The 25,423-nt window shown below is 44.5% G+C and carries 26 protein-coding genes and 1 tRNA gene; 13 read left to right on the top strand and 14 right to left on the bottom strand.

The genetic code is table 11. The annotated features are described in order from the left end of the window. Positions 1–70: 70 nt before the first annotated feature. Together AAA943_RS19430 and AAA943_RS19425 are read right to left on the bottom strand one after the other, a co-directional pair. Positions 71–475, bottom strand: a complete 405-nt coding sequence (locus AAA943_RS19430) for a type II toxin-antitoxin system VapC family toxin (protein WP_338226030.1) — start codon at positions 473–475, stop codon at positions 71–73. 46 nt (positions 476–521) lie between these two features. Continuing rightward, positions 522–686 (bottom strand): DUF6364 family protein, encoded by a 165-nt coding sequence (locus tag AAA943_RS19425; protein WP_338226029.1) that lies wholly within the window; start codon positions 684–686, stop codon positions 522–524. Between the two features lie 157 nt (positions 687–843). On the opposite strand from AAA943_RS19425, the gene AAA943_RS19420 reads away from it, so the two are divergent. Further along, complete coding sequence (locus AAA943_RS19420) at positions 844–1,926, top strand: glycoside hydrolase family 43 protein (RefSeq protein ID WP_338226028.1); 1,083 nt, start codon at positions 844–846, stop codon at positions 1,924–1,926. A 26-nt stretch (positions 1,927–1,952) separates the two neighbouring features. Here AAA943_RS19420 and AAA943_RS19415 read toward each other — a convergent pair whose 3' ends face one another. Continuing rightward, positions 1,953–2,927: a polyprenyl synthetase family protein gene (locus tag AAA943_RS19415; RefSeq protein WP_338226026.1), complete on the bottom strand. Its 975-nt coding sequence runs from the start codon at positions 2,925–2,927 to the stop codon at positions 1,953–1,955. Between the two features lie 151 nt (positions 2,928–3,078). Between AAA943_RS19415 and AAA943_RS19410 the strand changes: the two genes are divergently transcribed. From AAA943_RS19410 to AAA943_RS19390, 5 genes are all read left to right on the top strand, one after another. After that, on the top strand, positions 3,079–3,558 hold the full coding sequence (locus tag AAA943_RS19410) for a DUF4199 domain-containing protein (RefSeq protein WP_338226024.1): 480 nt from the start codon (positions 3,079–3,081) through the stop codon (positions 3,556–3,558). Positions 3,559–3,641: 83 nt separating this feature from the next. Next, positions 3,642–5,339: a 1-acyl-sn-glycerol-3-phosphate acyltransferase gene (locus AAA943_RS19405; protein WP_338226023.1), complete on the top strand. Its 1,698-nt coding sequence runs from the start codon at positions 3,642–3,644 to the stop codon at positions 5,337–5,339. Further along, entirely contained in the window at positions 5,317–6,375 is a 1,059-nt protein-coding gene (locus AAA943_RS19400; protein WP_338226021.1) for an NAD(P)H-dependent glycerol-3-phosphate dehydrogenase, read from the top strand. The genes AAA943_RS19405 and AAA943_RS19400 overlap by 23 nt, the downstream gene beginning before the upstream one ends. A 21-nt stretch (positions 6,376–6,396) precedes the next feature. Continuing rightward, on the top strand, positions 6,397–6,585 hold the full coding sequence (locus AAA943_RS19395) for a hypothetical protein (protein ID WP_338226019.1): 189 nt from the start codon (positions 6,397–6,399) through the stop codon (positions 6,583–6,585). A 62-nt stretch (positions 6,586–6,647) separates the two neighbouring features. Then, the gene (locus AAA943_RS19390; protein WP_338226017.1) at positions 6,648–7,061 is read left to right on the top strand and encodes a hypothetical protein; all 414 of its coding nucleotides are present in this window, start codon (positions 6,648–6,650) and stop codon (positions 7,059–7,061) included. Between the two features lie 15 nt (positions 7,062–7,076). Here AAA943_RS19390 and AAA943_RS19385 read toward each other — a convergent pair whose 3' ends face one another. The 3 genes from AAA943_RS19385 to fbp all read right to left on the bottom strand — a co-directional run bounded on the left by AAA943_RS19385 (position 7,077) and on the right by fbp (position 10,644). Next, a complete protein-coding gene (locus AAA943_RS19385; RefSeq protein ID WP_338226015.1) occupies positions 7,077–8,240 on the bottom strand; it encodes a PQQ-dependent sugar dehydrogenase in 1,164 nt (387 codons plus the stop codon). A gap of 133 nt (positions 8,241–8,373) precedes the next feature. Beyond that, positions 8,374–9,534, bottom strand: a complete 1,161-nt coding sequence (locus AAA943_RS19380) for a PQQ-dependent sugar dehydrogenase (RefSeq protein ID WP_338226014.1) — start codon at positions 9,532–9,534, stop codon at positions 8,374–8,376. 63 nt (positions 9,535–9,597) lie between these two features. After that, complete coding sequence (gene fbp, locus AAA943_RS19375; RefSeq protein ID WP_338222058.1) at positions 9,598–10,644, bottom strand: class 1 fructose-bisphosphatase; 1,047 nt, start codon at positions 10,642–10,644, stop codon at positions 9,598–9,600. 56 nt (positions 10,645–10,700) lie between these two features. On the opposite strand from fbp, the gene AAA943_RS19370 reads away from it, so the two are divergent. Further along, on the top strand, positions 10,701–11,975 hold the full coding sequence (locus AAA943_RS19370) for an aspartate kinase (RefSeq protein WP_338226012.1): 1,275 nt from the start codon (positions 10,701–10,703) through the stop codon (positions 11,973–11,975). Between the two features lie 41 nt (positions 11,976–12,016). After that, complete coding sequence (locus tag AAA943_RS19365) at positions 12,017–13,120, top strand: Gfo/Idh/MocA family protein (protein ID WP_338226010.1); 1,104 nt, start codon at positions 12,017–12,019, stop codon at positions 13,118–13,120. Here AAA943_RS19365 and AAA943_RS19360 read toward each other — a convergent pair whose 3' ends face one another. The 3 genes from AAA943_RS19360 to AAA943_RS19350 are packed head-to-tail and all read right to left on the bottom strand — an operon-like array spanning position 13,121 to position 14,995. After that, entirely contained in the window at positions 13,121–13,636 is a 516-nt protein-coding gene (locus AAA943_RS19360; RefSeq protein WP_338226008.1) for a GNAT family N-acetyltransferase, read from the bottom strand. Next, on the bottom strand, positions 13,633–14,508 hold the full coding sequence (locus tag AAA943_RS19355; protein WP_338226006.1) for a fructosamine kinase family protein: 876 nt from the start codon (positions 14,506–14,508) through the stop codon (positions 13,633–13,635). The genes AAA943_RS19360 and AAA943_RS19355 overlap by 4 nt, the downstream gene beginning before the upstream one ends. Beyond that, positions 14,501–14,995: a low molecular weight protein-tyrosine-phosphatase gene (locus AAA943_RS19350; RefSeq protein ID WP_338226004.1), complete on the bottom strand. Its 495-nt coding sequence runs from the start codon at positions 14,993–14,995 to the stop codon at positions 14,501–14,503. Before AAA943_RS19350 ends, AAA943_RS19355 begins: the two co-directional genes overlap by 8 nt. Before the next feature lie 156 nt (positions 14,996–15,151). On the opposite strand from AAA943_RS19350, the gene AAA943_RS19345 reads away from it, so the two are divergent. Genes AAA943_RS19345 through panB form a run of 4 tightly spaced genes read left to right on the top strand, consistent with a single transcriptional unit; the run spans position 15,152 to position 18,688 of the window. Further along, on the top strand, positions 15,152–16,396 hold the full coding sequence (locus AAA943_RS19345; RefSeq protein WP_338226003.1) for a 3-deoxy-D-manno-octulosonic acid transferase: 1,245 nt from the start codon (positions 15,152–15,154) through the stop codon (positions 16,394–16,396). Beyond that, positions 16,396–17,319, top strand: coding sequence for a ribosome small subunit-dependent GTPase A (rsgA, locus tag AAA943_RS19340; RefSeq protein WP_338226047.1), 924 nt, complete (start codon positions 16,396–16,398; stop codon positions 17,317–17,319). The genes AAA943_RS19345 and rsgA overlap by 1 nt, the downstream gene beginning before the upstream one ends. Positions 17,320–17,371: 52 nt before the next feature. Further along, the gene (locus AAA943_RS19335) at positions 17,372–17,863 is read left to right on the top strand and encodes a phosphoribosyltransferase family protein (protein ID WP_338226001.1); all 492 of its coding nucleotides are present in this window, start codon (positions 17,372–17,374) and stop codon (positions 17,861–17,863) included. Positions 17,864–17,866: 3 nt separating this feature from the next. Further along, positions 17,867–18,688, top strand: a complete 822-nt coding sequence (gene panB / locus AAA943_RS19330; RefSeq protein ID WP_338225999.1) for a 3-methyl-2-oxobutanoate hydroxymethyltransferase — start codon at positions 17,867–17,869, stop codon at positions 18,686–18,688. 110 nt (positions 18,689–18,798) lie between these two features. Here the strand turns inward: panB and AAA943_RS19325 are convergent, their stop codons facing one another. From AAA943_RS19325 to AAA943_RS19305, 5 genes are all read right to left on the bottom strand, one after another. Further along, positions 18,799–20,001, bottom strand: a complete 1,203-nt coding sequence (locus AAA943_RS19325; protein ID WP_338225997.1) for a glycoside hydrolase family 57 protein — start codon at positions 19,999–20,001, stop codon at positions 18,799–18,801. Continuing rightward, on the bottom strand, positions 19,998–21,287 hold the full coding sequence (locus AAA943_RS19320) for a glycosyltransferase family 4 protein (RefSeq protein WP_338225995.1): 1,290 nt from the start codon (positions 21,285–21,287) through the stop codon (positions 19,998–20,000). Before AAA943_RS19320 ends, AAA943_RS19325 begins: the two co-directional genes overlap by 4 nt. Positions 21,288–21,294: 7 nt before the next feature. Next, positions 21,295–23,211 (bottom strand): amylo-alpha-1,6-glucosidase, encoded by a 1,917-nt coding sequence (locus AAA943_RS19315; protein WP_338225993.1) that lies wholly within the window; start codon positions 23,209–23,211, stop codon positions 21,295–21,297. A gap of 97 nt (positions 23,212–23,308) precedes the next feature. Beyond that, entirely contained in the window at positions 23,309–23,455 is a 147-nt protein-coding gene (locus AAA943_RS19310) for a hypothetical protein (RefSeq protein ID WP_338222046.1), read from the bottom strand. A 91-nt stretch (positions 23,456–23,546) separates the two neighbouring features. Then, positions 23,547–23,622 (bottom strand) — tRNA-His (locus AAA943_RS19305). Between the two features lie 377 nt (positions 23,623–23,999). On the opposite strand from AAA943_RS19305, the gene AAA943_RS19300 reads away from it, so the two are divergent. Next, the gene (locus AAA943_RS19300; protein ID WP_338225991.1) at positions 24,000–25,358 is read left to right on the top strand and encodes a DEAD/DEAH box helicase; all 1,359 of its coding nucleotides are present in this window, start codon (positions 24,000–24,002) and stop codon (positions 25,356–25,358) included. Positions 25,359–25,423 lie beyond the last annotated feature (65 nt).

Raw genomic sequence — 25,423 nt, 5'->3', positions numbered from 1 at the left:
TAGTATCATTTGATGCTATCAAAGATAATTTTATTCTTGATTTCTTGTCTTGAAATTGGGAATAATCCGTCTAAACCACCTCCCAAGGCTCAAAAACCGGGATTTGATTCGTCTTGAAATCTTTCTTGTTGCGTGTGATGATTCCTTCGAGTCCCGGAATACTGTAAGCGCAAAAATGCTGTACTCCATCTTCCAAGTCTTTAATATTTGAATCTAAGGCTTGTTGAATAGGTGCTTTTTGAGTTGGCTGTATTTCCAAAAAATTGATGAGCCGACTGATTTTGGTTCTGCTTTCTGCTTCACCGATTTCCTTTGAGATGATGTTAAGGCTGGTCAGAATCGAATTGTCAGATGTCCAAAGTTCCCATTCTTTGATTCGGGATTTGTTAAGAATTTCTAAAGCATATTTTCCAAAAGGCTGCCGATTTCCCAAAAAATCCAATAGGATATTGGTGTCCAAAAAGTAACGGTTCATCCCTTGTGTTTTTGGCTTAAAATTTCCCGGATTGCCTCTTTTTCATTCAGTTCAGTAGGTAGGTTGACCGAACCAAAAACCCTTTAAACTCCTCAGGAATATTAGCTTGCTGCAATTCTGCTTCTGCAATCTCTTTTTCTAAATATCGCTCAACCAGGTCCGAAAGGCTTTTTCCGGAATTGCCAGCAAATTCTTTTGCCTTTTCAATCACTCATTTTTCGATTGTCAAAGTTAGCTTAGTCTTCGTTACACGTGTATTTTTATCTAAAATACGTACAGTCTCTTTTCTTAATTTTGTTTGGAAAGAAAATTTAGAAATCGATTCTTCCTTTACTATTTTCAACTCCTAACTCAAACCTAATCTAATCATGCACCAATCAAACCGTTACCTCAGCTTGATCCTTTTGGCTGGATTTGCCTGCTCTCAGCCTCAAGAAACTACTCATTCGGTAGAAGCTGATTCCACCGCTTCCAAATATTCTCATGCTCCTTTGGTCGAGCATATCTACACCGCAGACCCTTCAGCCCATGTTTTTGAAGGAAAAATCTTCATTTACCCTTCTCATGATACCGAAACCGAGGTCGCGGAGGATGATATGGGGTCGCATTTTGACATGAAGGATTACCATGTCTTTTCCATGGAGAGACCTGGAGGGAAAGTCACAGACCATGGTGTAGCCTTAAAACTGGAAGATGTACCTTGGGCCGGTCGTCAGCTATGGGCACCGGATGCAGCCGAAAAAGATGGGAAATATTACCTCTACTTCCCTGCCAAGGACAAGCAGGATATTTTTAAAATCGGAGTAGCTGTTTCAGATCAGCCTGAAGGGCCTTTCAAGGCCGAACCTGAACCCATCGATGGAACTTTCAGTATGGACCCGACAGCATTTCAGGACGGAGATGATTATTACCTCCTTTGGGGTGGAATCTGGGGTGGTCAGCTGCAATGGTACGAGGATCAAAAGTTGGTTGAAGGGAGAAATGGCCCTACAGAAGGACTTCCTGCCCCGGATCAAAAAGCCCTGATGCCCTACATCGCGAAGCTTGGGGACTCGATGACCGACTTGGCAGAAAAACCTAAAGAAATGTTGATTTTGGATGAAAGTGGGGAACCCATCAAAGCCGGAGATAATGCCCGCCGATTCTTTGAGGCGGCATGGATGCACAAGTATAACGGGAAGTATTATCTGTCTTACTCCACAGGGGATACGCACTTTATCGCTTATGCAATTGGAGAGAGTCCTTATGGACCGTTTACCTATCAGGGCAATGTACTCGATCCGGTAGAAGGCTGGACCAATCACCATTCGATTGTGGAGTTTCAGGGGAAATGGTACTTATTTTATCACGATACCCAGCTATCAGGTAAGACGCCGCTGAGAAATATAAAAATGGCCGAATTGACCTATTTGCCGGATGGAAAAATTGAGACTGTGAAGCCAATGAAATAATTGAAAAAGCCAGAGTAATTCTGGCTTTATTTTTTTCGTTCGATGGTATAGCTCACCAAAGCCGACAGGGAGGATTTGTATTCGGAGTCCGGAAAAGATTCTAAGATTGAAAGAGCTTCTTGGTAAAAAGCATCCATTTTAGATTTAGCATAGTCTAATCCACCACTCTTCTTCACGAAATCAATCACCTCATTGACTGCTTTTTTGTCTTCGGAGCGATTGCGGATCAAGTAAATAATCTTCTTTTTGGTTAACCAATCCGTATTTCTCAAAGCATAAATCAGCGGGAGAGTCATTTTTTTCTCTTTGATATCGATCCCTACTGGTTTGCCGATTTCGTCCTCACCGTAATCAAAAAGGTCATCTTTGATCTGAAAAGCCATACCGACTTTTTCCCCAAAAAGCCTCATTTTTTCGCTTACTATTTCATCACTTCCCACACTGGAAGCACCCACCGAACAGCAGGAAGCGATCAGGCTGGCTGTTTTTTGCCGAATGATTTCATAATAAACCTCCTCATTCACGTCGAGCTTGCGGGCTTTGTAGCTTTGGAGAAGTTCCCCCTCAGACATTTCTTTGACGGCATTGGAGACGATTCGCAAAAGGTGAAAATCTCCGTTGTCTACACTTAGGAGCAAGCCTCTGGAAAGGAGGTAATCACCGACCAAAACAGCAATTTTGTTTTTCCAAAGCGCATTGACCGAAAAAAATCCCCTTCGGTAGTTGGCATCATCCACTACATCATCGTGGACGAGAGTAGCGGTGTGAAGCAGTTCGATTAAAGCAGCCCCACGATGCGTGGATTCGTTGATTTCTCCACAAACTCCGGCTGTAAGAAAGACAAACATCGGGCGCATTTGCTTTCCTTTACGCTTGACGATGTAGTTGGTGATGTGGTCGAGGAGCTTGACCTTGCTTTTCATGAAGTCCCTAAACTTGTGCTCAAACTGAGCCATTTCGGTTTCGATGGGGACTTGGATTTGTTTGAGGTCTGGTTTCATTGGGGAAAGGTGCCGTAAAAATAACACGGATTCCGGCTCCTACAAGGGTTTTGTTGGCATCTGCAAATCTAACAATGAGGAAGGCAAATCGTTCAGGCATTTTTTGTATTTTGTTTCAGTTGAGATTAATTCCGCCCAATCCCTCCACACCATGAAGAATGTTCGAATTGAAATCAAATGGGGTTTATTATTCATATTGTCCGGACTGATATGGATGATTTTGGAGAAAAGCCTCGGCTGGCATGATCTGCATTTGGAAAAACATGCCACTTATACCCTGTTTTATGCTCCTATAGCGATCTTAATCTACGTTTTGGCCCTTCTGGATAAGAAAAGAAACGATTACCATGGAAAAATGACCTATTTCCAGGGTTTGATCTCCGGGGTTCTCGTGACTTTCGTGGTAGTAGGACTCACTCCTTTGAGTCAATATATCACCCACACCTACATCTCACCAGACTATTTCTCAAATGTCATCGCCCTATCGATCCAACAAGGACATCTGGATGAACAGGGCGCCAAGGCTTATTTTTCCTTGAGAAATTACATCTTCCAGTCCACCATTTTTGCAGCGGTCATGGGATTGTTGACCTCAGCTGTGGTTAGTATTTTCATCCGTTCCAGAGTTTGAGAAATCCACTTTACCCTAACGGTTCGTTTGGGTAAAGCCTTTTCTTTATCTTTGAGGCCTTTCCCATTAAACCAGCATTTCCTTTGGAGGAGAACTACATCAAACATCGCTACGACCCTATACTGCCCAAGCAGGCGGAATGGCCTGTGGTCAAACTTGCACGGGAGCGGAAAGAATTTGTTCTGAGAGTGGCTGAAAGGGCAGAGTCGAGGGTTTTGGAATTGACTGGAAAAAATCCGGAGATTCTTAAGGAAGAACTGGAAACTACACTCTACCGGGAAAAACTCCGAATCAAACAAAATCCATGGGCAGTGGATCCGGATGATGAGTATTCTTTTTGGAATGAGGTAAAGCAAGCGCTTCTACAAATCAATTCAGAATCCAAAAAGTCCAAAACAGCCAAAATGGATGCGTACAAGGGAGTACTCCACAAGATCACTTCCAGATACTCCAATGAAATAGCCTCAAATTTTAAAGCTTCCCACTACAAATTCACCCGAAGAATGGTCACTTTTGGCTTTTCTCGGTTGCTTAATGCTGCCCGGGTCAAGGGTTTTCGATCTATTTTCAGCAATCAATATTCCCTTCAGGATAAAATTCAAATTACAGGACAAACAGACCAAATACGGGATTTGGCAACCAAAGGAACAATTGTGATGGTTCCTACCCATTTTTCCAACCTGGATTCGATTTTGATTGGCTGGATCATCTCTGTGCTAGGGATGCCACCATTTATCTATGGGGCGGGGCTTAACCTGTTTAATATTTCCATTTTTGCCTACTTCATGAATGCGCTGGGAGCATACAAGGTAGATCGGAGAAAGAAAAACCTTCTTTATCTGGAGACGCTAAAGACCTATTCCAAAGAAGCGATTCAGTTTGGGTGCCATAGTCTGTTTTTCCCCGGGGGTACTCGTTCGAGAAGTGGCATGATCGAATCCAAACTCAAGCTTGGCCTACTCAGCACAGCCCTCGAAGCTCAACGAACGAATTATCAAAACGGACATTCCAATGTATCCGGAAAGATCTTCATCGTACCGGTCACGATCAATTACCATTTTGTGCTAGAAGCTCCCAGTCTGATCAGCGATTACCTCAGTATTACGGGGCAGGAGCGCTATTACAAGGAAAACGACGAGTTTTCAACATCCTACAAAATCTCCAAGTTCTTGGTTAAGTTCTTCACCAAGGGTTCGGATATTTCTGTTTCCATTGGAAAAGCCATGGATGTCTTGGGCAATTATGTGGATCAGGATGGAAATAGCCTGGATAAAAGGGGAAGAATCATCCACACCCAGGATTACTTCATTTCCGATGGAAAAGTGACAGTGGATCATCAGAGGGAAGAAGAGTACACCCATATGCTGGGCAAGCGGATTGTGGAGGAGTTTCATAAAATCAATCGGGTTTTCAGTTCTCATTTGGTGGCATTTGTGGCTTTTGAAATGATTAAAGCACAAAATAAAAAGCTTGATCTTTTTGACTTGATCCGCTTACCGGAAGAAGATATCGTCCTTCCTTACTCAGAATTCAAAAAGTCCTGTCAGCTGGTATTGGGGAATATCATGGAGCTGAAAGAAAAGGGAAAAATCGGGGTGGCACCTCATATGTTCAGGTCCATGGATGAGATCATTTCCCATGGTTTGGACAACGTAGGAATGTACCATGCCAAAAGGCCTCTTCTAACCAATAAAGAAGGGGATATCGTCACTCAAGACATGAGTTTGCTTTATTTTTATCACAATAGACTTCACGGATATGCCCTCGAAAAGCTCTTCTGAGACCCAAATGATCGGAGTAGTCGGAATGGGTAGTTTCGGCACAGCGGTAGCCAATATGCTGGCGGAGAAAAATCCTGTTCTCGTGTATGCCCGAAAGGAAGAAGTGGTGCGAGAGATCAACGAGACTCACACTACCTCAGGAAGGAAAGTCCACCCGGATATTCTGGCGACTTTTGATCCGGAGGAATTATGCCGGCGATGCAATATTTTGTTTTTCATGGTGCCTTCCGCAGCCTACTTTGAAGTGATCCGTAAGTTTGCCCCTTTCCTTTATCCCTATCACCTGATTATTCATGGGACTAAAGGGTTGGCCTTGAACCTTGAAGAGGGACAAACGCTGGAGAAAATCGAGAAACTCAAGCGAGAACAAATTCTGACCATGAGTGAGGTCATTCTTCAGGAAACTGTAGCCGTACGGGTAGGCTGTCTTGCAGGACCCAATATTTCCACAGAGCTTATCTTGGGACACCCAGCCGCTACAGTGATTGCCAGTCATTACAATGAGGTGATTCTGGAAGGGCAGAGGCTACTCCGTTCGGAGCGATTTCAGGTGTATGGGAATTCGGATATCATTGGAGTGGAGCTCAGCGGAGTTTTGAAAAACATCATTGCCATTGCAGCTGGCGCCTTGGCTGGCTTGGGTTTGGGTGAAAATGCCAAAGGCTTGCTGATATCTAGGGGAATGGTCGAAATGGTGCATCTCAGCAAGGCTTTAGGCGGAAGCGTGCAGTCTGTCATCGGCTTGGCCGGAGTGGGAGATTTGGTGACTACCTGCAACTCTGTTCATTCACGAAATTTCACTGTCGGTTATCGCTTAGCCAAAGGAGAGCCGCTAGCCCAAATCCTCAACTCAATGGAAGAGGTAGCGGAAGGAATCAATACCATTCGGATTGTCAATGCATTTATCAAGACAGCTGGACTTCGCGCCCCTATTACCGAAAATCTTTATCGGGTTCTTTTTGAGGATCTGCAGATTGAAGAAGCACTTCAGTTTTTGATGAAGTATCCCTTCAGTGTGGATGTGGACTTTGTGTGAGAATTTGACGTATTTTATACTATGAAAATTCGCTATCTTACTAAGGATGAGAGTAATAAAATTCGAGAGGAAGAGTTTTTAGCTTTAAAGCCGGAAGAGCGATTGATGGCTTTTTTGGAACTAAGCCGAAGGGTCAATCGGCTTTTTCCTTCCAAACTAACTTTTGAAGAGCGAACCAAAGGCAATTTTATTTTGGAGAGAAAAAAATGAGTCAGATTTGGAAAGAGACCATCGCCCAGTTTATTGAGCTAGCTAATAAATATGAGGTAAAAATGATTCTCATCGGTGGAGGAGCAGTTAATTTCCATGGATATCAGAGGCATTCTGCAGACGTTGATTTTTGGATAAAAACAGATCAGGAAAATTTGAAGAAATTAACCCTTGTTTTTAAAGAAATGGGCTTTGAGATAGAGGAATTTCCAAAGGAAGTGGTTGAAAGAAATAAGAATATTTCTGTTAAGATTTCACCGGATGACTTGGACTTGGAGCTGATCACCAGGTTTGAGATTGGAAAAACCTTCGATGAAGCCTATTCATCGGCTGAGCAAGTTACTATTGGTGATGAAGTATTGAGAAAATGGAGGGTTTTGTCTTTTGAAGATTTATTGGAAAGTAAAAGAAGAGCTGCAAGACCAAAGGACTTATTGGATATTGAGCAACTTAAATTGAAAAAAAAAGGAGGGTAATTCCCTCCTTTTTCCTTATGCAGCGGGTAAAAGTTTGATCAGTAACCCTGGTCCTTCCATGACTGCATAGATATATCCATCTGGGCTTTGGGACACCTGCCTTACCCGGCCTATCCCAGGGAAGAGCTTTTCTTCTCCGCTTGCATTTATTCCGTTCATTTCTACTCGGGCAATATGGGTTCCGGCCAAGGCAGCAACTAAAATATTCCCTTTCCATGCTGGATATCTATCAGAAGTCACCATCGTCATTCCACAGGTAGCAATGGAGGGAGTCCAGTATTTGACTGGCTGCTCCATTCCTTCTTTTTCTGTAATATCGGTGATTGGGGTTCCGTTATAGTTGATCCCATAGGTGATCACCGGCCATCCATAATTCTTCCCCTTCTCCAGCAGATTCAACTCATCTCCTCCGCGAGGACCATGCTCTACCTCCCAAAGTCGGTTGGATTCCAAGTCAAAATACAATCCCTGAGGATTTCGATTGCCATAGGTCCAAATAGAAGAAACGGCTCCGGGGGTATTGATGAAAGGATTATCTGCCGGAATTTTGCCATCATCATGGATTCGGTGGATTTTGCCATGGGAGTTTTTCAAGTCCTGAGCATTGTTTTGGCTTCCCCGCTCCCCGTTACTGAAGTAGAGGTAATTTTCTCTATCAAAGACTATCCTGCTACCGTAATGCGTACCGCCATTCCAGGCAGGAGTGGTCACGATAAGTTCTTCAAAGTCGGCAATTGCATTTCCGCTAAGTTTAAATCTTGCGATGGTAGTGGCCCCACCATTTCCTACCGGCTTGGCGTAGGAGATGTATATCCACCCGTTTTGTGCGTGATTGGGATGGGTCGTGATGTCCAGAAGTCCTGCTTGCCCTGAGGCGTATATGGCTGGCAGTCCGGTGACCTTTTCCCCTGTATACTTATCCTCCTTGAAAATCAGAATCTCGCCTTTGCGCTCAGTGACCAGCATCCTTCCATCTGCCAACCAAGTCATTCCCCAAGGGTTTTGAAATCCGGTATACAAGGTATCCACCTTTACGGTCATTTTCTCAGTTTGGGTGGTGAATTCCAAGTTGGGAAGGGGGGTGGGTTGAGTTTCAGAGTCCGTTGGTCCACAAGCAGTCGCAGTAGAAAAAAGAACAACAGTCAAAATCCCCATCAAAGCTGTTTTCGTCAGTTTCATATTCCTCGTTTTTTCTTTAGGGAATAAACGAACAGAAAGTACAGGCAGTTTGAATGATGGCAGGATTTATCGTGAAATGCAAAAAAATGGCCTTTTGGTTTGTCCAAAAGGCCATTCAAATAACAGTTTGGGATTATCTGATCGGGAGAAGCTTGACCAAAAGACCGGTCGCTTCCGTGATGGCGTAGATATACCCGTTGGGGCTTTCGGCAACTTGACGTACCCGCCCGATGTCTTGAAGGAGCTTCTCCTCGCCGACATAGGTCGTTCCGTTCAGCTCTACTCGCGCAATGTGTTGCTTGGCAAGGGCTGCTACCAGGATATTTCCTTTCCAGGCTGGATATTTCTCCGAAGTCACCAAAGTCATTCCGCAAGTTGCTATGGATGGCACCCAATAATGGACCGGTTGCTCCATTCCTTCCTTTTCGGTAATCTCTGTGATAGGGGTACCATCGTAATTTTGCCCGTAGGTAATCACCGGCCAGCCATAGTTTTTCCCTTTTTCGATCAGATTGAGCTCATCCCCACCCATCGGGCCATGTTCCACTTCCCAGAGACGATTGTTTGCTTTGTCGTAGATCATCCCTTGTGGATTTCTATTGCCATAGGTCCAGATGGAACTGATATTCCCTAAAGAATCTGTGAAAGGGTTGTCTGCCGGGATGGTACCATCGTCCATGATTCGGTGGATTTTGCCGTGTGCATTGTTCAGGTTTTGGGCATTCATCGGGATGTTTCCTTTGTCCCCGTTGGAGAAATAAAGATATCCATCGTTGTCAAAAACTATTCGGCTACCAAAGTGACGTCCTCCCTTCCAAGATGGTCCTGCCACGATTAATTCCTCCTGATTGACGGCAGTATTGCCGTCCAGTTTGAATCTCATGATCGTGGTAGCTCCGGTGCTGTCTTCGAAATGCTTGGCATAGGCGATGTAAATCCACCCGTTTTCTTCATACTTGGGATGGATGGCTATGTCCAGCAAGCCAGCCTGATTGACCTCATGGACAGGAGGAAGGCCTTGGATTTTTTGTCCGGTGAAGGCATCATCCTGGAAAATTAGGATTTCTCCTTTTCTCTCGGTGATCAGCATTTTGCCGTCCGGTAGCCAAGTCATTCCCCAGGGATTTTCCAGTTCCGAATAGAGGGTGTCCACTTTGATCAGCAATTTGTCTGTCTGAGTGGCATAAGTTTCATCGATCGGCTCCTCAGCAGCCTGCTTTGGTGCACAGGCAAAGCCTAGGAATAGAATTCCCGATAAGATGGAAATAGGTAAATAAGATTTTTTTCTGAGCATATTTTCAATCAATTAATCTTTGCAAATTAAGATTTTGGATTGGGAAAGAGAATTAAATTTTGCTCAACGGGCGAGAATCTCTTTTTCCATTGGGGTAGATTGGATGAGTCCTTTTACCTGTTCCACCATATTTCTGGATCCGATAATGAGAGGAGTACGTTGATGAAGGCTTTCTGGCTGAATGTCCAGAATTCTTCTATGGCCGTCAGTAGCCGTACCTCCGGCTTGTTCGATAAGCAGGGCCAAAGCATTGGCCTCGTAGAGTAGCCTGAGTTTCCCACTTGGGTTTTTTTGAGTGGCAGGGTAGAGGTAAATCCCTCCTTTCAGCAAGTTTCGATGAAAGTCTGCTACCAAGCTGCCGATGTATCGGGATTGAAGTTTTTCAGCTTTGCATTGCCGGACATAGGCTGCTATCGCGGGTTCCCATTCCTGTTCCAAGCCCTCATTGATGGAATAAATTTTTCCGTCTTCGGGAGCTTTCATATCCGGGTGGGAGAGAAAAAATTCCCCGAGGCTATTTTCATAGGTAAACCCATTGATGCCGCAACCTGTCGTATACACCAGCATGGTTGAGCTGCCATATAGGACATAGCCTGCTGCCACTTGCTGATTTCCGGGCTGCATGATATCAGCCTCAGTGATAGGGCTTCCTACTGGAGTTTTTCTTCGGTAGATGGAAAATATCGTCCCTATGCTGATATTCACATCGATATTGGAGCTTCCGTCGAGCGGATCTATAGCGACCACATATTTTCCTGAATTATTCTTCAAATCAATCACAGCGTCCTCCTCTTCGGAAACTATGGCACAAACTTCGCCACCTTTACTCAGCGCCCGCATGAATCGGATATTGGCGATGACATCCAGCTTTTGCTGCTCCTCGCCCTGTACGTTGGTTTGTCCGAAAGCGCCACCGATATTGGCCAGTCCGGCGCGGTTCGTTTCACGGTTGACAATCTTGGCTGCAAGGGCAATGTCCCTCAGGAGCTGAGAAAGCTCGCCAGAGGCAAAAGGAAAGTCGCTCTGCTTAAGCTTAATGAATCGGTCCAGGGTGATTCCAACGGAGTAGGCCAGATTGCTTTGATCTGGCTGGTAGGGTAAAATTTTCATTCTTGGAAAAGTACAATTATTGGGTTTATACTCTCGAAAATTAGATAATATTCTTCATGGCAAAAAACTTCATTTACAAATTTGGTGGGGCTTCGGTCAAAGATAGTTCTGCAATTGAAAACTTATCAAAAATTTTGCGTAATCGATTGCGGAATCAGCTCGTGATTGTTGTCTCTGCCATGGGTAAGACCACCAATTCTTTGGAGGAGATCATTTGGAAAAAAATGAGCAATGAAGATTTTTCTCAAAATTGTTCAATTTTAAAAGAGTTTCATCTAGGAATTTGTAAGGAACTTTTTCCACAAGACCATCTGATTTTTTCTCTCTTGGAGAATCTTTTTATCAAGTTGGATAAGGACTTGGAAAAGCCAATAAATAAGCAAAACTATGATGAGTTCTACGATAGGATTGTAGGTTATGGGGAGCTGATTTCTTCAAGAATAGTTGCAGAGTACCTTTGTCTTCAAGGTCAGGTCGTGGTGTGGAAAGATGCCCGAGAGGTGATTCATACCGATTCCGACTTTCGTTTTGCAAAAATCGACTGGGAAAAGACCCGAACCCACACCCGGGCCCAATGGCTGCCGGTATTGGAGCAGTTTCCTATCCTTACCCAGGGATTTATCGGTTCTGACTCCAAAGGAAGACCGACCACTCTAGGTCGAGAAGGGTCAGATTTTACCGCAGCTATTTTGGCAACTAGCCTGGATGCATCCTCAGTGACGATCTGGAAAGATGTTCCGGGAGTCCTCAATGCCGATCCCAAGCTTTTTCCCAATACCCAAAAATTTGAGGAGCTGGCTTATGGAGAGGCTGCGGAAATGACCTATTTTGGGGCATCTGTGATCCATCCTAAGACCATCAAGCCCCTAGCCAATGCTGGGATTCCCCTGTTTGTCAAGTCTTTCCTGGACCCGGATGCCTCTGGAACCAAAATCCATGAAAAAGCTCCCAATCAAGGTATTCCCACTCTGGTTCTAAAGAAAAACCAAGTCTTGGTCAGCTTTAAAGTCACGGATTTTACTTTTATCGATGAAGGGCATATCCATCAGATTTACGAGCAGCTCAAAAAGCTCAAACTTAGAGTCAATATGCTTCAGCTCTCTGCTATCAGTGTATCTGTAGTGATTGATTCACAAGTCTTTAAATTGGATCAGCTATTGGCAGGTTTGAAAAGCACCTTCGAAATCCGGTATAATGAAGGCTTGGAATTGCTGACTGTCCTGCACCAAAACCCTGATGAAATTCCTGCTCTATTGGAAGGATACGAGGTGTTGTTGGAGCAGTCTACCAGAAATACTTTTCAGGCGGTACGCAGAAAGTCAGGGATATAAGCGAAGTTTCTTAAATTCAGGAGAAATCAAAAACTGCGCTCATGACCACTCGAAGACAATTTATTGAAAAAGCAAGCCTGTCTACCATGGCGGTAACCTTGCCCTTTGCCTCCACATTTTCCTCATCCGTCAGGAAGCAGGAAGATAAAGTACTGAGAGTAGCGATCATGGGATTGGGAAGCTATGGAACTCGTGTGGCAGAAGCCATGAAGGACTGCAAACGAGCAAAGCTGGTGGGAGTGATCAGTGGAACCCCCTCCAAAATTGAAGCCTGGAAAGAGAAATATGGGATCCCGGCAAAGAATTGCTACAACTACGAAAATTACCATCAGATCAAGGACAATCCGGATATCGATGCCGTGTATGTCATCACACCAAATTCCCTTCATAAACCTCATTCCATCGGCGTGGCACGCGCTGGGAAGCATGTGATTTGTGAAAAGCCCATGGCTCTCAATGCTGAGGAGGGACGGGAAATGATCCAAGCTTGCCAAGAGGCAGGTGTTCACCTGTTAGTGGGATATCGTATGCATTTTGAAACTAAAACCCTCGAAGTGATTCGAAGACAGCGAGCCGGGGAGTTCGGGAAAACCCTCTTTTTTCAGGGTTTAAGCGGCTTTATGATCGGAGACCCCAAGCAGTGGAGACTCAACAGAGCTTTGGCAGGTGGAGGAGCGATGATGGATATCGGGATTTACTCCATTAATGGAGCCAGATATATGCTTGGAGAGGAGCCGATTTGGGTGACAGCCCAGGAGGTAAAGACCGATCCTGTCAAGTTTAAGCAAGGGGTTGATGAGACGATTACCTTTCAGATGGGGTTTCCTTCGGGTGCAGTGGCTTCTTGTCTTTCCACCTATTCGATGAATAATCTGGATAAATTTTTTCTAAACGGGACCAAAGGTTTTGCTGAAATGCAGCCATCTACAGGCTACGGACCCATTCAGGCCAGAACCAATCAGGGGCCAATCGAGGCTGAGCACATCACGCATCAAACGACTCAGATGGATGAGATGGCGGCCATCATATTGGATGGAAAATCCCCAGTGGTGCCTGTAGACGGGGAAGAGGGCCTAAGAGACTTGGTCATCGTCGATGCGATCTATGAAGCGGTACGCACCGGGGCGAGAATCAGCTTGATTTGATCAGACTTGCCCGGGATGTTGGTTTAGGTTGAGCTGCATGAAGACGAGACTCAGCCATTTCCCAAACTTGAAGGCTACTTCCGGAAACCTTCCAGCTTCCCGAAAGCCAAGTCTTTCATGAAAGCGGTAGCTTCCGTGGTTTTCGGAATCCATGCCAGCTATCATGACATGATAGCCTTGTGTTTTAGCCAGCTCAATCAATTGTTTTAACATTGCCGTTCCCATTCCTTTTCCTTGAGTTCCCTCTCTGAAATAGATGGAGTGTTCGATGGTTCTGCTGTATCCCGGTTTGGTGCGAAACTTTCCGAAAGTGGCGTATCCACAGACCCTGTTTTCCAACTCACACACCAATACAGGAATGCCGTCTCGGACTTTTTCCAAGAACATTTCCTTGATTTCCTCCAGAGATTTGGGATAGTAGTCGTAATTGAAGGACGTATTCAGAATCGAGTCATTGATGATTTCAAGGATACTCTGTGAATCCTCCTCCCGATAAGGTCTAATCTGAAAACTCATGTTCCAAAACGATTAATGATTTTTTCAATTCCTGGAAGATAGGCTGTACCAAACAGATTGAGATGAACCAATAGGGGATACAGGTTGTAGAGGCTCATTCTGCTTTCAAAATCAGGTTCCAAAGGAAGTACGGATTCGTAAGCCTCATAAAATCGGGAGTCAAATCCTCCAAACAGCCTGCTAAACGCCAAATCCATCTCCCGGTGTCCGTAGTATACTGCAGGGTCAATCAGGCATGGCTTGCCATCACTTCCACAAATGACATTGCCGGACCACAAGTCTCCATGGAGGAGGGAAGCTTTTTCTTTGGGAAAAAGTGCCTCCAGTTTGGAGTAGATGGACTGGAATTTCTTAAGAAAATCCAGCGGGATCAATCGGTCGAAATAAGCTTTTCCAAGCATGGGTTCCAGTCGTTGTTCGATAAAAAAATCAATCCAATTGTCGTGATATTGATTTTTTTGAGGGATAGAGGCGATATAATTGTCCGTCTCCAGTCCAAATTGTCTTTTATTGTTCAGATGAAGATTTGCCAGACCCAGGCCCAAGTCTTCCCAATAATCCACTTGAAGTCTAGAGCCTTGGATGTATTCGGACAAGAGGTAATTGTAATCCTCCACCCGTCCAAAGCCGTAGATCTGAGGAATTTTCAAAAAAGTAGATTTTCTGAGTAATTTCAGCCCTTCGGCTTCTTTGGATAGGACGTCCCGCTCATGATCAAAATTCAGTTTCAGAAAAAAAACACCCTCTGAAGTTTTTAGCTGAATACCCTGATTGTGATTTCCTGCGGCGATGAGTTGGGCGGATTTGAGTTGGGCCAAAGGACCTAAAACCTGAAAAAGTACTTGTTGATAAATTTGGTACTGATCAAGCATAAAGCTGATGGGTCTCTTTCACTTTTTCCAGGAAGCCATCGATAGATTGGTCCAGAATCTGGTAGATGTCTTCAAATTCCTTTTCCCCACCGTAGTAAGGGTCAGGTACGGGTAACCCTTCGTGGCCTTCCACAAAATCCCGCATCAGGTAGATTTCTTTGTCAGGGAAATTGTACCGCTTTTTCATTTGGTTGAGCGAATGGAGATTGCTTTCATCCATAGCGAGGATGTAATCGTACTCCCTGAAATCGGTTCGGTTGACTTGCCTGCCTCGGTGCATGATTTTTAGCCCTTTAGTAGTTGCACACCGGATGGTCCGGTCGTCCGGTAATTCTCCGATATGGTAATCGGATGTGCCCGCACTGTCCGACTTAAAATGACTGCTTAGACCTAGGAGTTGGATTTTATGGTCAAAAATTGCTTCTGCCAGAGGGGACCTACAGATATTTCCAAGACAAACAAATAGTACGCTAATCATTTTGCTCATTTGGCTAGGTTGGAGGGTTTAAATTAAAGGAGGCATTGAAAATAGGGAATTTCGAAGGCAATTGCACGAAATTGACTTGAATAATTTGTCCAAATTTTGCCAATTTTTATCCTGACCCAAACCCTGTTAATCTTCGGGAATATCTACTTTTACTGAATGAAAGGCATTTATGGAGCGGTTATTTGGCTGGTTTCGGGGATTCTGCCTTTGGGGGCAGTTTTTTCACCCAAACTTAAACACTTTTTGCAGGGTAGAGAGGCCCTTTTTTCGAATTTGAAAAAATTCAAAGCCAAAAACCCCACTCGGGTGACTTGGGTTCATGCTGCTTCTCTGGGAGAATATGAAATGGCTAAACCAATTTTGGCAGAAATCAAACAAATAGAACCGAAGCAACCGGTGGTGGTCAGCTTTTTCAGCCCTTCGGGTTATGATCCCAGCATGAAGAAGAATCAGCCCGGAGTGGATTTCATAACCTATTTACCCTTGGACCGGCAAAAGTGGGCAAATGATTTTGTGAATATCCTTGATCCCGGACTGGCTATCTTTATCAAATATGACCTGTGGTTTTTTCATCTGGAAGCCTTGAAAAAAAGAAGTATTCCCTGTTTTCTTACTTCGGCTAATTTCCGGAAAGGCCAAGTGTATTTTGGGTCATTTGGAGGCTTTTTCAGAAAGAACTTGGAGGTTATGGATTGGATTTTTACCCAAAATGAGGAAAGTGTGGATTTGCTGAATCAGTATCTGATTCATCAGGCGAGTAGGGGAGGAGATACCCGTTTTGATCGGGTTGCTGCCCATGCAGCACAGCCCAAATCCTTTCCGGACTTAGCGGCTTGGATAGGAGTAAAGCCCGTAGTGGTAGTGGGTTCTGCTTGGGAAGAAGATATGAATCTCCTGATTCCATTGATGAACCAACGGCCCGATTACCGCTGGATTGTCGCCCCGCATGACCTTAGCCCTGAACCCATGGATCGATGGGCGAAACAATTGATGCTCAAGTCAGCAAAATATTCCCAATGGAGCCCTCACCAAGCTCCTCAAGTTCTATTCATTGACAATATTGGCATGCTTTCCTCTCTTTATCAATTTGCCCGGATAGCCTATGTAGGTGGAGCTTTTGGAAAAGGCTTACACAATATTCTGGAACCGTTGGGATTTGGCGTGCCTGTGCTATTTGGAAAGGTAAAGAAAGCCTCCAAGTTTCCTGAGGCAGAGGAAAGTGAGAAGCAGGGATGTGGATTTTCGGTGACAGGACCTGAAGACCTGAGAGAGATTTTTCAGCGACTTCAAGTGTCTGATTTTCACCAAAAGGCTCAAGACGCTGCACAGTCTTGGGTGGCTTCCAATCAAGGGGCTGCCAAAAAAATTGTGTCCAAAATTAAAGAATTGATCCAACCATGATCCTAGGCAGAGTCATTAAGTCCACCGGTAGCTGGTATATTGTCCAAACTGAAAAAGGAGCTGTTGCGGCCCGCCTTAAAGGAAAATTCAAGCAGCAAGACCTCAAATTGACCAATCCCATAGCTGTAGGAGACCTAGTAGAGATCGAGAAAGAACCCGGTCAAGACTCTGTGATCATCAAGGAGATTCTCCCTAGGGAAAATTATGTGATCCGGAAGTCTACCCGCAAACAGCATCATTCCCATATCATTGCGAGCAATATCGATCAGGCTCTATTGGTCATCACTATGAAAAATCCTCGAACCTCTCTGGGATTTATCGATCGGTTTTTGGTCAGTACGGAGAGTTTTCGTATTCCTGCTTTGCTGGTGGTCAATAAAATGGATCAGCTCGAGGGTGAAGATGAGGAGGATTGGCTTCAGGATATCCATGAGATTTATGAGCCTTTAGGCTATCCTGTTTTGGAAGTATCTGCCTTGAAGGATGGGGATTTGAAGGAGAAATTTTCGCCCTATCTCCAAGATAAATCCACTTTGATTGCGGGTCACTCTGGAGTGGGTAAGTCCACCCTGCTCAATGCTTTGATTCCTGAAGCTCTACAAGAGACCAAAGAGGTGTCGGAATACAGTACCAAGGGGGTTCATACCACTACTTTTGCAGAGCTATTTGCTTTGGAAGCGGGGGGAGACTTGATTGATACGCCGGGGATCAAGGAGTTTGGGATCTTGGATATTGAAGAAAATGAGCTTTCCCACTATTTCCCCGAAATGCGCGAGTATCTCGGTCAATGCAAATACAATAATTGCAGACATGTCAACGAGCCGGGTTGTGTCATTCTCAAAAAGCTGGAGGAAGGATACATTCATCCCTATCGGTATAAGAATTACCTCAATATTCTACAGGAAGAAGACACTCATCGATGATCTTCTTTGAATCCAAAAAGAATTGGTCTATTTTTCAATTTTGAAATATACCATGAGCACCGTACTCAATCATAAGCAAATCGGCCAAAAGCTCACCCGAATGGCCTATCAGATCTTCGAGAGGAATATTCATTCTTCGGGGTTGGTTTTTGCCGGAATCTCCGGAATGGGAATGGTTTTGGCGCGGCTACTGGCAGAGGAGCTCGAGAAAATTTCTCCGCTTACTGTCGAAGTCATTCAGGTCTTGCTGGACAAAAGCCATGTGGCTGAATCCGAGGTTGAGATATCCCCGGAAATAGAGCTTTCTGGAAAAACCATCATCATCGTAGATGATGTCCTGAATACAGGAAAAACCCTGGTCTATGCCATGAAGCCATTTTTGGATTTTGAGATCCAAAAGATGGAGATCGCTGTTTTGGTCAATCGAAGTCATGGTCTGTTTCCTGTGCGTCCGGATTACACCGGGTTTGAGCTTGCCACTACCCTCAATGAGCATATTCAGGTGGATTTTTCAGAAAATCAGTATTCTGTTCATCTTCTCTAATCCATGTCGGTACATTCCTCAGCCTCAGTCAAGCGAATCACCACCCACACCCTTCAGGAAATGAAGCAGCGTGGAGAGAAAATCTCCATGCTCACAGCCTATGATTTCAGCATGGCACAAATCGTAGATGCTGCCGGGATGGATATCATTTTGGTGGGGGATTCCGCCTCCAATGTGATGGCTGGCCACGAAACTACTTTGCCCATTACCTTGGACCAGATGATTTATCATGCATCGGCCGTAGTCCGTGCCGTCAAGCGGTCTTTCATTGTGGTAGATATCCCATTTGGGAATTATCAGGGAAATAGTTCCGAAGCACTGAGATCGGCTATACGGATTATGAAGGAATCCGGTGCCCATGCTGTCAAGGTGGAAGGAGGATCAGAAATCAAAGAATCAGTTTTGAGAATTCTCAGTGCCGGCGTGCCTGTAATGGGGCATTTGGGGCTCACCCCACAGTCTATCTACAAATTTGGAACCTACACCGTAAGGGCTAAAGAGGAAGCAGAGGCCAAAAAGCTCCTCGAAGACGCTAAAATGCTGGAAGAGTGTGGCTGTTTTGCCTTGGTTTTGGAAAAAATTCCAGCCAAGCTGGCCAAAAAAGTGGCAGAATCTTTAGCTATCCCCGTGATAGGCATTGGTGCAGGACCGGATGTAGATGGGCAGGTATTGGTGATGCACGATATGTTGGGCATCACTCAAGAATTCAAACCCAGATTTCTGCGTCAGTATGCTGACTTGCAGGGGGTCATGATGGAAGCCTTTCAGCGATACATTTCGGATGTAAAAAACAGAGATTTTCCTACCCAAAAGGAGAGTTATTGAATGGCCCTGTCCTTTAGGCATCTCATTTCAGAATCCAAAAAAGCGTCCGTTTATCTGATAGTAAACGGGCGTTTTTTTATGCTTTCGGGCGAATCCATACCCACGGTAAATTATTTCCTGGATTGCTTACTTTCTTTTACGCGCAGATCAAAATCGCTAAGCACATTCATATAGTTGATGAAAGCATCGTAAGGAGTGTCGTAAGGACTGAAATACTGATGGACCGACCCATCCGAAAAGAACTTGGTACACATGTAATAAAAATGATCAGAGGTCTGCAAGTATCCCCAATCCCGATGAAGCTCAGGGTCATCAATGGTTTTGATTTTATTTTCGATTTCATATAACCGGTCAAAAGCCTCATCCTGAAGGTCATTGCCCAGCCAAGCCGTCAAATCCCTTTCCTCGTCTGCCCATGAAATAGGAGTGGGAACATAGATTTTGCCTACTCCCGGCAATTGTCGGACTACTTCTGATGGGGTGGAAAAGGAAAAGTCAGAGTGTCTGAAGATGGCTTCTGGCAAATGCCTCATAAATTCGAAAATTCCGGTATCCGCCCATTGATGCTCTCCGAAGGTCTCATAATCCATAAAAAGATTGACCACTTGCTCTTCCTTGGGAATGGCGTTGAGCCAAGTGACAAATTTCTCTGTGGTAAGTGGGTAGTCCGCCCAGGTTTTGTTGCTGAAGCGGAAGGCAATATCATCCGAAAGCCGGAAGTTTTTGAGGAGTACTTTCAGCTTGGGTTCCAGTGCATTGGTATAGAGGTAGTTTGGGCTTTTCCATCCTAAGATGTGTTTAGCTCCTTCAGTCAATATTCCCTCATAGCCCAACTCATAGACCATCTTGCCAATCTCATCCGAATAGATCAGCTCTGTGTTTCTAAATACTTTTGGAGTATAGCCGTTAAATAATTCTTTGATCCTGTCCTGATGTTTTTTTACCAGCGTGGTGAATTCCTCTTTGCTCTTCAGTGCCGCAAGTGCATGAGTGTAGGTCTCATTCAGCAATTCTACATGACCGGTAGCGACCAGTTTTTGGAAACTCTCCAATACATCCGGAGAATAGGCTTCCATTTGATCCAAAAAGGTTCCTGATATGGAAAATGCCACTTTGAATTTTCCCTTGTACTGATGGATCAAATCCATCAAAAGGGCATTCATAGGCAAATAGCATCTCTGTGCTGCCTTTCGAATTACGTTTTTGTTCAGATAATCGTCCCAGTAGTAATGATCCTCACCTATATCAAAAAAGCGATAGGGCTTTAGTCGGAAGGGCTGATGCACCTGGAAATAAAAGCAGACGGTTCTCATGATTGTTGGGCTATAGTTTTTTCGTAAACAGTAATCAATTTGGCGGCGACATGTTCCCATTTCAGCTTTTTGAGCTCTTCACTGCCTAATTCTTTGAACATTTTGGAGATTCCTTCATAATGGAGCAAAGCAAAAATGGCATCGGCCATTGCATCCACATCCCAGAAGTCGATTTTGATGGCATTTCTCAAGACCTCAGCTACCCCCGACTGCTTGGAAATGATCACTGGGGTATTGTGACGCACAGCCTCCAAGGGGGCAATTCCAAATGGTTCGGATACAGAGGGCATGACATATACGTCGGAGATCGCGTACATGTGATCCACATCATCTCCTTTCAAAAAGCCGGTAAAGTGGAACTTATTTGCTATCCGAAGTTCTGCTACACGCTGAATCATTCGATTGAGCAAATCCCCTGAGCCTGCCATGACAAAGCGCACATTTGGGTCACGGTCGATCACCTTTTTGGCTGCTTCTACAAAATATTCCGGTCCTTTCTGGAAAGTGATTCTACCCAAGAAAGTCACAATTTTCTCCGGGACTTTTTTCTGATAGGCAGACTTGATGATGCTGGCATCCAATACTGCATTGTGGAGGACCGATACTTTGTGTGCAGGTACACCGTATTTTTTGATGACTATGTTTCGTGTTAGCGCACTTACGGCCAGCACATGGTCAGCGGCGTGCATGCCAGCCCGCTCGATATTATAGACAGGCTTATTCACAGATTCCCCTGATCGGTCAAACTCTGTCGCATGTACATGCACTACCAAGGGCTTCCCGCTGATTTCTTTTGCAGCAATCCCGGCGGGAAAAGCCAGCCAATCGTGAGCATGAATGATGTCAAAATCACTGCGATCTCTTGCTATTTGAGCACCTACCAAGGCATATCGGGAAACTTCCTCCATGAGGTTTTTTCCATATTTCCCGCTGAACTCATACTTATTGGTGAAAATACTTTCGTCCACATCCACCTTGTCGTGAATGGTATAATCGGTGAATTTCTGAAACTCTTCAGGGCCTAAATAAGGAACCAAAAAACTGCTTACCTCGAGATAGGTGAGGTTTTTCCAGATTTTTTTAAATTTTTTCTCCCGGTAATTGATGGATATGGCACTGCCATTGACGAAGTCAGCCAGATTTTCCTCATCTCCCCATAATTTTGGCACTACAAAAATCACTTCCTGATTATGGTGGTTCATACCCTTGACCAAGCCATAGCAGGCAGTGCCTAATCCTCCGGAAATGTGAGGGGGAAATTCCCACCCGAACATCAATACTCTCATAGTACCCTTACGTTTTATTGACTAAATCCATCATTCGAAGTAGTTCAGCAATACTCCAAGCTTGGGAAATAGATCCCTTTGGCCGATGGGGTGCATCTCCATCGTAGATCTCGGCCACTGTACCTACTCCGTATTGGGTCATCACTCCATCGAAGCTTTTGATTATTTTCTGAATGAAATGCTTAGCCGCTTTGCCGTGCAATTTCATGTAGCCTTCCACAAAATGCCCTAATGGCCAAGCCCATACAGTACCGTTGTGGTAGGCATTATCTCTGCTGATTTGATTACCAAAGTAGTAGCCCTTATACCCGGGGTCATCCGGCGACAATGAACGAAGGCCACGTGGGGTAAGCAGCTTGGATTTGGCTATTTCCAGAATCTGATCATTCTTTTCTTCACTCAGCATGTTGTAAGGAAGGGAGGTAGCAAAGACCATATTTGGTCGGATAGACCAGTCCTTTTCTTCTCCGTCTACCACATCAGCCAAATACCCGTAATCCCAAGACCAGAATTCACGGTCAAAGGAATCCTTCACTTTTCCGGCAAGGGTTAAATAATCCTTATCTCCGGACAACTCATGATAGAAGCAGAGGGCATTGTACCAGAGGGCCTGAATCTCTACCGGGCAACCTTTTCTTGGGGTTACAGGTCCATCCGGGGTGATTGCATCCATCCAAGTCAGTGCTACTCCGTCTTGACCACCCCAGATCAGGCCGTTTTCCAGCATGTGAATATTGAATTCCGTGCCTGCCTTATATCCTTCAATAATCCCCCGAAGCTTGTCCAAATACCGGGTTTTTACGGTCTTTTTGTCTCCGGTAAAGAAAATGTACTGCTGCAAAGACCAAAAAAACCATAGGGGAGCATCCATGGAGGTCATATTGGTGTAATCACCACTTCCTATGTTGGGGAAAAGCGGGCCTTTGAGGTCTTTGGACATCGTGTCCATTATTTCCAAAAAGGTTTCCTTGTCTCCCATTGCCAGAGTCAAACCCGGAGCGGCAATAAAGGTGTCCCTTCCCCACCATCCAAACCAAGGATACCCAGCAATTATTCTAACTTCTCCGTTTCTTCTTCGGATAAACTGGCCAGCGGCATTTTTGAGGCAGTTTTCAAAGTTGTTTCTGGGTATTCGTCTTGCGATTTCCTTTTCAAAGGCATTTTGGCGGGTTTTCGGATCCGCTTCTCTGAGTCCTGCTGAAAAAATGACAGACTCACCTTTTGCAATATCAAATTCAAAGTATCCGGGGACGAACAGGTCTTCCTGATAGTCATACCCTCTTTCTCTTTCCTGAATGTACTCGATGTTATAATACCAGTCAGGAGAAGAATTGAAGGTGTTCTTTTTTGAAAGCTGGAGGAAAAGCGGGTCGTACTGGGGATAAAGCTGAAATTTCAGTCCGTTAGGGACTTTTTCTGCAGTTTTGTTGATTTCGTCATTGGCTTTCATCAGTGAATGATAGCCTCTGAAAGCCAAGAAGGGTTGAATTCTGATTTTGGTCGGGGAGTGCGCCTCCAGCAAAGTATACCGAATCATCACCCTATCCCGGTTGGTATCTAAAATGAGCTCTTTCTGCAAGAGTACTCCGCCTACACGGTAGGTAAGCTTTGGGATGGGTTCGGAATCGAAATCTTCCAGATATTTATGACCTCTAGGGGAATAATTTCCAGGAAATTTGCTGATTCCCAAATTGAAACTTGCCCCATGCTGAATTACTGTCTCGTGAACAGTGGATAAAAATACATGATTCTGGGTATCGATCAGGGGTTGAGGGACCACCAATAGCCCATGATATTTTCTGGTGTTGCAGCCAATAATGGTCGTGCTGGTATAAGTTCCTGAGCGATTGGTTCGAATGATTTCCCTTTCGAGCGAATAATTGAGGTTGACTAATTGGGTCTTGTCAAAATGGATATAACTCATAGTGAATTATTGTAAGAAGCTAAAAATAGAAGTTTGAACGGATAAGAAAAACTAAAGGAAAAAAAATAAAGGTTATGGAACCATAACCTTTTCTTAATTAATGCAGGGAATGAATCTTCTCTTTTTGGATTTCTTCAAAGTTGCGGATAGATTCCTCGAATTTGAGCAGATAATTTTGAACCTGCTTGATGTTCACCGGCTTGACTTCCGGGAATTTGGGAGAGGATTTGAACAAAGTAAACATCTCAAATTGGTTTAGTTTCTTCTGGAGTTGTCAAATCTTGTGCCAAAACAACGCCACTATATACAGCAAAACCCCTCAATTTGAGGGGTTTGGGTGAAAGACCGGGTTCGAACCGGCGACCTCTGGTGCCACAAACCAGCGCTCTAACCAGCTGAGCTACAATCACCATTTAATATTTCCAGCGAGGTATTTCTCATTGGGTGTGCAAAAGTAAGTAGATACTTCGTTTGGCGCAAGTAAGAAGTGCCTTATTTCTAAAAAAAGTTAAATGGATCTTTCAGTAGATTTTTTGTCTTTGCCTTTCAATTGACTTGTTCAAAAATGCACACTGACCGTCCAATTTTGGCAATTGTCCCCTAATCCAATCAAAATTCAAGACTAGGTTAGTTTTTCCAACATGTCAATTTGACTTCCAATCTACCGGGGTAGCTTAAGAACGAGAAGAATCCCTACGTATTTGCCTATATTTGAGCCGAAATTCGAAAATCTTTTTCCCTCAATACTAGGAATCAGAATTTTTAATTGATCACCTAACCCCTTTCCCATGAGCGATGAAACTCCCGGCTTTGATGGATTTAAGCTGAATAAGCAGCTTCTCGAAGCAGTAGCCGAATCCGGGTATACCCAGCCTACACCTATTCAGCAAAAAGCCATTCCTTTGGCATTGGCAGGTCATGATGTCCTGGGAATTGCTCAGACTGGTACCGGAAAGACGGCTGCTTATCTGCTTCCGGTACTCATGAAGGTGAAATATGCCCAAGGACTGCATCCGAGAGCGTTGATTTTGGCTCCAACTCGTGAATTGGTCATGCAGATCGAAGAAGTGGCTAGACAGCTTGCCATATTCACTGATTTGAGGATTGTATCCCTTTATGGTGGATTGGGTCCCAAAACCCAGATTCAACTCCTAGATGCTGGGGTAGATGTCCTGATTTCCACTCCAGGTCGATTCATGGATATTTACCGAAAGGGGACAATCTATACCAAAGACATCAAAACCATGGTGCTGGATGAGGCAGATAAAATGATGGATATGGGGTTTATGCCCCAGATTCGGTCCATTCTGGAGGTGATTCCTAGCAAACGTCAAAATTTGTTGTTTTCGGCTACTTTTTCCGGGAGAATCGAGCACTTGGCGGCGGAGTTTTTAGAGTTTCCTGAAAGGGTTGAGGTTGCGCCCTCCGCGACTACTGCCGAGACAATCGGGCAGGTGAAGTATGTGGTGCCTAATATCAAAACCAAAATCAACTTGCTTTCCCATCTTTTGGAAAATGAGGAGATTCACCGGGCAATGATCTTTACCCGAAGTAGAAAGAACGCCGAGTCCGTGTATTCCTTTCTGGAAAGGAAAAACTTTGGGGAAATCCGGGTGATCCACGCAAACAAAGGACAAAATACCCGAATCAACTCCATGGAGGATTTCAAATCAGGAGAGGTTCGATTGCTGGTAGCCACAGATGTAGCAGCTAGGGGATTGGATGTGACTCTGGTGTCTCATGTAATTAACTTTGATGTTCCTTTGATCTACGAAGACTACGTACATCGAATTGGTCGTACGGGGAGGGCAGAAAATGAAGGGAAGGCCATCACTTTTGTCAATCCGGCAGAAATCTACCATTTTGAGCGAATCGAAGAACTGATCCGAATGAAGGTAGAGGAGCTCAATATTCCCAGTGTGGTAGAGGTGCCTCCCACCCCCTTTGAAGAAAAACAGGCCTACGAACGAGAGCTGGATCGGCTAAAACAGCGGGATAATCCGGATTATAAAGGAGCATTCCACGAGAAAAAAGCCCAACCCAAAAAGAATATCGGCAAGGGGGAAAAGGTAAAAGCGAAAAAGCAAGGAAAGAAGCCCAACCGAAACCAGCTAAAAACCAAAAACCAAAAAAACAAAGGGAAATAAAAAAGAGGCTATTACCAGATGCTTTTTTGTGCTCTTGAGCTAGACTGAAATGTGGTCTGGACGGC

This window comes from Algoriphagus confluentis (assembly GCF_036245625.1).
In the GTDB taxonomy this organism is placed as follows: domain Bacteria; phylum Bacteroidota; class Bacteroidia; order Cytophagales; family Cyclobacteriaceae; genus Algoriphagus; species Algoriphagus confluentis.
The sequence above is the reverse complement of the archived record's forward strand: the minus strand, read 5'-3'. Positions and strand labels throughout refer to the sequence as shown.